Origin of the sequence: Alicyclobacillus shizuokensis NBRC 103103, from assembly GCF_001552255.1 — a bacterium.
GTDB lineage: Bacteria > Bacillota > Bacilli > Alicyclobacillales > Alicyclobacillaceae > Alicyclobacillus_G > Alicyclobacillus_G shizuokensis.
This window is the reverse complement of the sequence record NZ_BCQV01000071.1, coordinates 1-10,029: the sequence shown is the minus strand read 5'-3', so window position 1 is coordinate 10,029 and position 10,029 is coordinate 1. Positions and strand designations below refer to the sequence as shown.

Sequence of the window (10,029 nt, the reverse complement as noted above, 5' to 3'; positions counted from 1 at the left end):
CCTTCCAAAAAAGTCGTGACGGACGCACTGACAAAAGTATTGTTTTTGCCCGGTGTACAAGCTGAAAACCCAGTTGCTTTGGTGGAAGCCCTAGAAATATACGCGCACCATGACGTAGACTTTGCCGATGCTTACTTGGCCGTAATCGCCCGAAATCAAGCGTGTTCCGTAGCGTCGTTCAATGAAAACCTTCGGCAATCAGGCGTAGAGGTTTTTGAATCTCATACACACTAAACTGTAATTTACTGGATTGTGATGGCGCATCCAGTAGGAGTATAATCAACCTATCCAGAACGTATGTTCGCCTCAAAGGTGGATTTTTACAGAAGAAGGTGCTTTGCTGTTGAATTTGCCACAGTCGGCTGAAACATCGACTTCTTCTGTTGTCTCGGTAGACCAACTTGCAGAACAAGCAAGAGCGTATGTTCGCAGCTCGAAAGCTCCGAATACCGTCAGAGCGTACCAATCGGACTGGAGGGCGTTTATCGGCTGGTGTGAGGAACAAGGCCTCTCCTCACTTCCAGCTGAACCCGATACGATAGCGCTGTACATGACGTATATGGCCGAAACCGGTCATAAGACGAGTACGATTGGACGTCGTATTATTTCGATTGGGCTGGCTCACAAAGCGAAAGGCTATGCCTCGCCCACATCCTCCGAGACCGTAAAAACCGTATGGCGCGGTATCCGCAATACGCACGGTGTTGCTGTATCCCCGAAGTCCCCCGTCCTGATTGAAGACCTGAGACGTATGATCCGACAGACTCCACACAATCTGCTTGGACTACGAGATCGGGCACTGCTCTTGATTGGCTTTGCTGGGGCATTTCGACGCTCTGAGCTCGTGTCGCTGTACGTGGAGGATGTGGAGTTTACGCGAGAAGGACTGACCATCACACTTCGCCGAAGCAAGACGGACCAGGAGGGAGAAGGCAGAAAGGTTGGCATTCCCTACGGGTCACACGTAGAGACATGCCCGGTGAGAACTTTACAATCGTGGCTGCAATCTGCAGGGATCGTCTCTGGTCCCCTGTTTCGTCGGGTGGACAAAGCGGGCAGAGTGGGAGTTGATCGCCTATGCGATAAAACGGTTGCGCGCGTCGTGAAGAAGTACATCCAGGCTATTGGTCTTGATGCCGACGAGTATGCCGGTCATAGTCTTCGTGCTGGACTTGCTACATCGGCCGCAATGGCCGGCGCGCCCGAACGTGCGATTATGGCGCAGACGGGGCATAAGAGTGTGAACATGGTCCGTCGATATATACGAGACGGGAATCTGTTCCGAGAAAACGCTGCTGCATACGTGGGATTATAATAAAAATAAGGTTTTTGGAAAATTTTTTTCTTGAGAGAAGGAGGTCGCCGACTTATGTCGAATAGAAGCCTTAGACGGGTGCCCCATACTGTAGCGAGTACGGGACACCCCATCTAAGATGTGACAACGGTTCTGGCAAAACCGTTGCCACGCGACCAAGGAAGCCGCAACCTTCCATGGTCAATACGTCTGATTCGATGTGACTTGTAATTTTTCCTGCATCGAACCCGACATATTGATATGGTAATTTACAGCAACGGCTCCTTTGGTCGAATTGTGCCAAAGGAGCCGTTTCTTCGTGTGTACCTTGAAACCGAGAATATGTCCTAAAAACAACTGAATGGTGAGGTCACCCACGCTCAATCGGAACCTCACCATCAAGAGGAATGATTTACATCCTTATTTCAGGATACCACAAATTATTCGAAGGTATCAATGCCATTGTGAATCATTCCTCCAATCCATACCGAGAGGAGGAAAGGCTTCATGTCATACTCATCCGATCCAAAGCCGCTGAAGAGAAGCGTAATCAAAGAAGAACTCGTCGCTCTAACGGGGAACTTTAAACTTGCGATCATTCTTAACCAGATGCTGTATTGGAGCGAGCGGGTACAGGATTTTGATGCCTTTATTTTGGAAGAGCGCGAACGGGCCACGATGAGTGGTGCTGAAGAACCCAATCTTCCATTGCGTCGAGGATGGATTTTTAAAAAGGCGGAAGAATTGGCCGAAGAAACAATGTTAGGTCTCAACGTTTCGAGCATGTTACGACTCTTAAACCAACTGGTTGACCAAGGATGGCTGGAGAAGCGCCGAAATCCCAAGAATCACATGGATAAGACCTATCAATACCGGGTCAATGTGGTTAAGATTCAGCGTGACCTGCAAGCTAAAGGATACGCCTTAGAAGGCTATCCATTGCTGATTGAGAACCCTAGAACTTCGAATTTGCATTTTGCAAATACGGATTTTCAAAATGCAAATTCGAACTTGCAAAATGCAAATTCGGATTTGCAAAATGTAGGCTCGGATTTGCATTTCGCAAGAGCAATACCAGAGATTACTACAGAGATTACATACAGAGAAAGTAAAGAAGAAGATATAGATGTCTATGATCACGAGCGTACGCAAGAGAGGGAAATTATGTCAATTCATCGAACGCTAGGTCGAATCTCTCCAAGCGACCCTAGCAACACTCGTCACTTGGGTGACAACACGTACGGCGCTTGGAACAGGATAAGTTCAGTGGGTGGACAAGCCGCGCCTCTTGAGGAGACAAGCTCTTCGTCTTCTGTCTCTCCAAGGACAAGAGAAAACACTATGAGACCTGGCAGCTCCACGCCACTCATCGATACAGGCGATGGGCGCGATCTTCCTGATATATCCACATATAACGTTCCCTGGTCATCTCCTAACGACCCGTACTTGGCGGTGGACTACCGGATGATGCAGCACCTGGGCCGCCCGTACATCGCCAAGGAGAACGACTACCGAGCTATCAAGCAACTTCTCGCCAGTGGAGTGCCCATCGACTTCATCCTCGAAGGGATTGATTACACCTTCGCAACCTTTGCTGACAAGCACATTCGCAGCTTCGCCTACTGCGCAGAGGTGATTAAGCAGCGCTGGACTTGCGAGTTGGTCAAGCGGCAAGAAGTGGAAGCGGTCAACTGGGCTGAGTACCAACCTGCAAAGTCGGCAACTACCACGTCGCGGCCAACTCGCAATCAGCCAAGAAGAACAAGGGCGACCAAGAGGGATGAACGGTACGAAGCATTCTACCAGTTGTTCCCTGAGTGTGCGCCAGCGAACTAAGTCATGTACCCACGACTAAAGCCGGGGGTTCCCGGCGCCGGAGCATATTTGATGGAGGGCATTTGGCATGAACTACAACTACGCGATGATGGATGCAGAAAAAGAATTACATGTGTCTTGCTCTGCGCCTCCAGATCAGGTAGTAGAGCTTCTGAGTACATTTTCCAAGCTACTTGGGTTCCAATGGGACGAATTGCCGATAGCGGTGTATGTCCGGCCCGCGGGAAGCGGCGTTTGGGAACCTGTTCGAGGAACAACTGAGCCTACACTGTTTCCTTGGCCAACTGACAACGTATGTTTATTGAATCAAGATGACTATTACCGCATTGGTCGCAAGGTACTCGAAAGTTATGTGGTGATGCGAGACTGGGTGAAGCAACTGAGTATGTTTGAAAAAGAGCGCATGAATAGAGACACAAGGTTGATGCTGGAAGATTTCAAGCAAAAAATGTTCGATATAGAGAGCGTGATCTACGGCACAGATATGGAACGACTTTTTCGTCTCAAGTACCAAAAGGAAGAAAAAAACTATACTATTGCGGGCGAACTGGACGTTTCACTTAGAACGCTTGACCGCAGGATCCGATCCATGACCATTCGCATTGGACAGTCCTTACATGCCATGCTGACACCGCGTCGATTGAAAGAAATTATGCAGATTATCCATACCAATTCGCGCAATATCAGTTGAGTTGACTGCCTCCCCCGGCTTCGGCCGGGGGTAAGTCCGCGGTTAACCAGCCCACAAAGATTCGCTTAGGGCCGGAGATCATCGAAGATACTGGCGCGGAGACCCCTGCCTTTAGGTATGGGGAGGAGCGATAGTGTCCTCCTCCTGCACAAAAATATGCGAATATATGAGTATGAGACGAACCGTTAAACTTCTGCTGAATCCAACTGAAGAGCAAGCACAGATTCTGCTTAACACGCTCGAACAATCGACTGCGTGTTTTAACACTGTCTGCCATTATGGTTGGGCAAATGGCGAGAAGAACGGTGTTCGTCTACACCATGCCACCTATCGGGACTTGCGTGACATATTTCCTTCTTTTCCTTCTCTCAATTAGTGATTGCTTCTCGTGTCAAAGCTACAGAAGCTATCAAGTCTGCATTTGACCGCAAGAAGAAAGGACGCAAGGTATCTTGCCCAAAAGGAAACATGGTTCCGATCCGCTATGATGCGAGAACGTATACTTTCCGGCCCAATGCAGGCGTTGTCAGTCTTTCGTCTGTAGCAGGCAGGCAATCTGTAGAATGGCTTTCGAATCGACACGCAAACAAAATCCTTGCGCAGGCCGTCGGGTTTGACAGTGCAGATTTGATTTACCGCAAAGGCGTTTCTGGTTGCATCTTGTCGTTACTCTTCCTATGTGGTTGTTCCTCAGTCTGAAGCCGTAATCGGCGTGGATATGGGCCTCAATCGTCCTGCCGTGACCTCAGATGCCCAATTCCTTGGGGAACGCCGTTGGAAAGACATTGACCGTCGATATTTCCGATTGAAGCGTTCGCTTCAGGCGAAAGGCACTCGCTCGGCCAAGCGACATTTGCGTCGTCTGTCCGGGAAGGTTCACCGCTTCCGCCGCGATTGCGACCACGTCATCAGTCGGCGTATCGTCGATTCCGTTCCTGTCGGTTCCGTGATTGTGATTGAAAACTTGAATCACATTCGTTCCCGCACGAAACAGCGCGGACGCGAATCCCGTCGCCGTTTGCACTCATGGACATTCGCACAACTGCGGACATTCCTCGAGTACAAAGCCGAAGCGAAGGGATGCCTTGTTGTCGGCATCGACCCACGGCATACATCGCAAAGGTGTTCGAAGTGCGAAAAGCGCTAACTGGAAGGTGGCGTAAAGATGGCGCAGCATACTCGTTCAAAACCGGTATGGTAAAAGACGAATGATATGGCCAGTCAGGAGGGATTTCTCTTGTCGGTCTCAACGCCTGCTCGATACTATATCATCACCAGTACGTTGAATTCCGACTATGATGGATTGACTAAATACGGACGGCTTCAGGATGCCACTCGGGCTGCCTTGGAAATTTCGCGTTATGCGCCATGGATTCAGCTCCATGTCATCGAAATGCCCTCGTACAAAATCGTGAAATTGATACAAGACGGGCAGGAGTTTATGGCTGTGCAAACGAACCTACTCGATGAGACATTGGAACTGGATGAAAAATACGCGGCAACAATAGGAAAGCTATGGTGGCACCGTTGGCAACAGCAGGCTGTACAGATTGCGACTCTTCAGGCCAAATTGGTGGGCGATAAAGTCGATGAAGAGAGGATTCAATTTCTGAAAAGCGATCTCGACAAGCATTTGAGTATCATGAAACTACGGTTGCAAGAACAGAGCTTTGAACTTTGCGTTTGGAAACATATCCAGTCTGCCGTTGTCAAAAACAGGCGTGTCGATCTGCCTCCTAAGCTTCGTCACTATGATAAGACGTCCATCAATCGTAGGCTCCGCACAGGATACATTGACACCGGATATGTGGCCTACGTAGAAGGATGGACTTTAATTTCCTTATCCGAACCAAGTACGGCTTCGTAGTTTTCAACCGGTCCACGGCTTATGCAGGGGCTTGAAAGAGCGTTTAGTTTTCGAAAACAGGGAATTCCAATGCCGGATTCGTATAAAGACAGGATGTATTGGTACATTGAACATCGGATCGAGTACTTAAACAATCAACTATCGAAGTACAAGGGAATTATCGAGTCACGCTCTGGCGATTCGTTTGATATTGAAGCGATCCGGTTGTTCCTAGAGACTCGTGCCCGCATCCGGGAACTTCAGAGTCTACTTGAACGTATGGAGCGGTGGTAGATTTAGACTTCCTCTCCACGGATAAATCCGGGTATTGATTTTTCGCATCCAAAACCCCCGAAAACCGCACAGAAAGTCTGGTATTCTCAAAATAAGGAGAAACCAGTAACTGCTGAGAAAGGCGGTTTTCGACATGCATGAGCCGGTTTTGAAGATTATCGACTGGCAGGTCGGTATCACGGCGTATGGCTGGTTTTATGTGATTGGTCCGATTCTCGGTTTCATTGTGCTATTTTCCTGGTACTTTGACATCGGTCGTGTTGCGCAGAACTTGTGGCGGTTTCTTGTTCCTTTCTGGTTGTTGGTCCTCATTGCGATGAACCTACTTGCCCCCACGTTTTTAGCGAATGGCGTGCACACGAAAATCTGGTTATGGCACCTGAACACGCAAGAAACCTTTGAAACCTATGTTTCGGCTCTGGCGGTTTGGGCTGTGCTCAACTACTTCTCGATTGGGCCGACTCAACTTTTCGCGTTCATCACGCGCCTGCAGATGCATACGCTCACTGCCTGGCGTGCCCGGAATAACCCGTATGTAGGCAACTGGATCGACAAGGAGTTCGAGCGGGCGCGTGAACGTCGGCTGTTCCTTGCAGAGGCGTTTCATTTGCCTCATGGTGTTCGGCAATGGTTGGGTCATGGGATCTCTTCTCGAAAGACACGTCCGTACTCACCCGAGGCTGCTCGCGAGGCCACGCGCCGATTTGAGGAAAACATGCGCCGTTTTCAGTCTCCGCCCCCGTCTTCTTCACAAAACGAGTCTAGTGGATTTAATGACGAGGAAGAAGGCTTCCACAACGGCCGTGTTCGGTGGAAGGAAAAAGGGAAGCAGTATCGGGCGAATCCGGACGCACTGCGCAAAATCATTGGGATGCAAAATGTCATCCAAGAAATTCAGGAGAGCATTGTCCTACCGCTCAAAAGTGCAGACCTCATGCAGAAATACGACGTACCTATTAAGACTGGTATTCTGCTGTATGGCCCACCTGGTAACGGTAAGACGGCATTGGCCCGCGCGGTGGCGGAAAGCCTGGGACTGTACTTCATCGCGGTACGTGCAAGCGACTTAATGGGAACGCTCGTTGGCGCGACGGAGCAAAACATCACCAGTTTGTTCGCAGAGGCTAGGCGACATGCTCCCTCTATCATCTTCATCGACGAGATTGACGGCATTGGCGGGAAACGTGGCGGCATGAATCCGTACCACGACAGCCAGCTGAATCAACTACTGGCGGAGATGGACGGGTTTGAGCCTCGGGATCGAGTCTTCGTCATTGCAGCCACCAACCGCTTGGAAGACCTGGATGAAGCCCTCATTCGCCCGGGGCGTTTGGGCACGAAAATCTACGTCCCCAATCCGAGTGAAGAGGACATCCGCATCATGTTCTGGCGTTGGACCGAAAAGCAGGGCGTGAAGCTGTCACCGGAAGTCAAGTCCGCTCTGCCTGTGATACCCAAGTTGTTTGAGGGAGCAAGCGGGGCGGAGGTGAGCCAGGTGGCGGAAAATCTGCGACGTCGCACGGTGTTGGCCAAGCACTCCGGCCAAAAGTTTATAGTTAAGCTCGAAGATGTCGTACGTGAAGTGGAGAAAGTTCGCAATCAGCCCGTTCCGCTGGAGGTCAGGGATCTATTTTTGCAGTAATATATTAAATATAGAAAATACGGTTAGAAATATAATTTCAGATATTGACTAATTCGGGAGGGTGCAGAAAAGTGTTTTCGAAATCTAAAAAGGACATTGGGGAAGCATGGGGCTTTTGGGGAAGAAATGCTTGTTTTATGGCAGTATTGTTGTGTTTCGGGGCACGGTTGGTAATGATAGGGCTTAAATTTGCCTCCCCTGGTATTGAAAAAGATGTTGTTATGCTCCTCGGTGGATGTGCGTTATCTTTAAATTTTTTTTGCTCTGCTCGTAGCTGGAGCCAATTGGCTCGTTGCAACAATAGCGCTGATAATCTTGAAGCGCAGCCAAAGACAAGCTAAATAGTGCAGTATTATACTGCCTGTAGACACCAATTAGGAGGAATCTTGATGAATAGGACGATGTTGGTACTCTCGGCGCTTGGTATTCTGTCAGCAGGGACGGTCGGAGGAGTTCTACCAACTACGGCATATGCAGCGACCTCATCACAAAGTACGACGGCTGTCAAATACCCAGGGCACTTGATAGAAATGGGGAGTCGGGGAACTTATGTTAAGGAAGTCCAACAGCAACTAAACAAGCTCGGTTATTCTTGTGGGACGGCTGATGGCATTTTCGGCTCGCACACCTTGAGTGCGGTGAAGGCATTTCAGAAAGCTCATCATTTGACGGTTGACGGGATTGTTGGCCCGCAAACCTGGAATGCTTTGTTTGGATCCACTGGAGCTTCCACGACGCCAAATACAATCGTTAATCCCTATCAAACCTACACATATAATAAGATGGTTCAGGATATCCAATCCCTAACCCGCAAGTACCCCGATCTGGTGCATTCGGAGATAGTCGGGCGAACCGTTTACGGTCGTGACATTTACGCCGTGTCAATCGGCAAAGGAAAACCAACGGCTTTCATCAATGGCGCACACCACGCGCGGGAATGGATCACGACCATTTTAAACATGTACATGATCGATCAATACGCGCAGGCGTACGAGAAAGGCCAATCCATTGGTGGATACAACGTCCGGAACGTGTTGAACAACGCGACAATCTGGTTTATCCCGATGGTCAACCCGGACGGCGTTACACTTGAACAATCCGGCTTGTCTGCCTTTCCTCGAAGCAGCTGGGCGAACCTGAAGCGCTGGAATGGCGGAAGCAGCAATTTCAAACGCTGGAAAGCCAATGCGCAGGGCATCGATCCGAACCTCCAATACGACGGAGGCTGGGCGGATATTCGAAACAATATTGTAAACCATCCGTGGTACGAAGATTACAAAGGACCCGCGCCGTATTATATCAATGAAGTCAAAGCTGTGCTGAAGTTAATCAATCAAATCAATCCGCAGGACGAAGTCGCGTATCATTCGTCAGGTGATGTCATTTACTGGGGCTACAAATTGACCCGCACTCAAGAGAGCACTGACAAGTGGTACGCGACGAAAGTGCGAAGCTTGACAGGGTATTTCATTGAACCCATAGGGGCCTCTGACGGGGGAGGACTGACGGATTGGTGGACGCACAACATCGGTCGCCCCGGACTGACGGTCGAAGTGGGAACTTACGAAGGGGATCAGCCCGTTCCGGTCAGTCAATTTTCGACCATCTGGAGTCAAAACAAAGCTGTGGGCTTGTTTATGGCGCAACAGGCGATAAATCTTTATAAACAGCATCCGAACAGCGTTGTGCACGTCAATTATTGAACAGCGAGTGGGTAAGGCAGTGTGCGTGGCTGCCATCGCCGTCCGGCGAAGGCGGGGCTGGCGGCACGGACTTCTCTCTTTTCTTCTCGAATGTTCCCTCTCTAACTTGATAAATCTGATAGACTGTATCCAAGCACCTACCTTGGGGGTCACTCCCTGCCCGGCTTACCGGGAAGGGGGTGGGGCCATGAGCGTAGCTACTGCGCTGTCGTTGATGATCCAATTTGGGTCATTTATCGTGGCGCTTTTGTCGCTCGTCGTGGCTGTGGTTCTTGCCATAAAACGCAAGTGACCGCCCCCGTAGGTTAGCGCCTGTGGGGCGGTCACTTGCCTAACGTACCACTTGTTGGGCAGGGACAACGCCCAAGGCGTTGGTGCCCGGGAGTCGAAGGATGCCGCCTTCGGCTCTCTTTTCATGTTTAGTTTAACACAGCGCGAATATACGTCAATGCGGATTTGGGTCGAGAAAGTCGCATCAAACGTGCACTAACGGCCTCTCTTCGGGCCGCTATCGTATTGGTAGTTAACGAAAGGGGTGCAATCATGCTTGGCAGAGCTCACATGGCCATACGATTCTGCGAACAAAGCTGGATTTCCAAGCACGTATTCGTTTAAGTACATCAACCACCTCACGTCTGAAGCAAGGGGCTTCCGGCATCGGGTGCATTTCGGTGGCACAATCATTTGTCGCGGTTGGAGTGAGATAGAAAATTCCCTTCAAAC

At 49.9% G+C, this 10,029-nt stretch carries 9 protein-coding genes and 1 pseudogene; all 10 read left to right on the top strand.

Annotated elements, in window-relative coordinates:
- A pseudogene (locus ASH01S_RS19070) lies at positions 1 to 234 on the top strand (hypothetical protein); the annotation flags it as partial.
- Positions 235 to 343: 109 nt separating this feature from the next.
- Positions 344 to 1,315, top strand: a complete 972-nt coding sequence (locus tag ASH01S_RS16745) for a site-specific integrase (RefSeq protein WP_245629137.1) — start codon at positions 344 to 346, stop codon at positions 1,313 to 1,315.
- Between the two features lie 486 nt (positions 1,316 to 1,801).
- Complete coding sequence (locus ASH01S_RS16735; RefSeq protein ID WP_067929586.1) at positions 1,802 to 3,130, top strand: helix-turn-helix domain-containing protein; 1,329 nt, start codon at positions 1,802 to 1,804, stop codon at positions 3,128 to 3,130.
- Positions 3,131 to 3,197: 67 nt separating this feature from the next.
- Positions 3,198 to 3,821, top strand: a complete 624-nt coding sequence (locus ASH01S_RS16730) for a hypothetical protein (protein ID WP_067929585.1) — start codon at positions 3,198 to 3,200, stop codon at positions 3,819 to 3,821.
- 679 nt (positions 3,822 to 4,500) lie between these two features.
- A complete protein-coding gene (locus ASH01S_RS19770; RefSeq protein WP_373278595.1) occupies positions 4,501 to 4,968 on the top strand; it encodes an RNA-guided endonuclease InsQ/TnpB family protein in 468 nt (155 codons plus the stop codon).
- Positions 4,969 to 5,058: 90 nt separating this feature from the next.
- On the top strand, positions 5,059 to 5,688 hold the full coding sequence (locus ASH01S_RS16720; RefSeq protein ID WP_067929583.1) for a hypothetical protein: 630 nt from the start codon (positions 5,059 to 5,061) through the stop codon (positions 5,686 to 5,688).
- Between the two features lie 406 nt (positions 5,689 to 6,094).
- Positions 6,095 to 7,603, top strand: a complete 1,509-nt coding sequence (locus ASH01S_RS16710) for an ATP-binding protein (RefSeq protein ID WP_067929581.1) — start codon at positions 6,095 to 6,097, stop codon at positions 7,601 to 7,603.
- A gap of 71 nt (positions 7,604 to 7,674) precedes the next feature.
- The gene (locus tag ASH01S_RS18665) at positions 7,675 to 7,944 is read left to right on the top strand and encodes a hypothetical protein (protein WP_157067212.1); all 270 of its coding nucleotides are present in this window, start codon (positions 7,675 to 7,677) and stop codon (positions 7,942 to 7,944) included.
- A gap of 48 nt (positions 7,945 to 7,992) precedes the next feature.
- A complete protein-coding gene (locus ASH01S_RS16705) occupies positions 7,993 to 9,306 on the top strand; it encodes a M14 family zinc carboxypeptidase (RefSeq protein WP_083517297.1) in 1,314 nt (437 codons plus the stop codon).
- A 187-nt stretch (positions 9,307 to 9,493) separates the two neighbouring features.
- Complete coding sequence (locus ASH01S_RS18105; RefSeq protein ID WP_155836526.1) at positions 9,494 to 9,598, top strand: putative holin-like toxin; 105 nt, start codon at positions 9,494 to 9,496, stop codon at positions 9,596 to 9,598.
- The last annotated feature ends 431 nt before the right edge of the window (positions 9,599 to 10,029 follow it).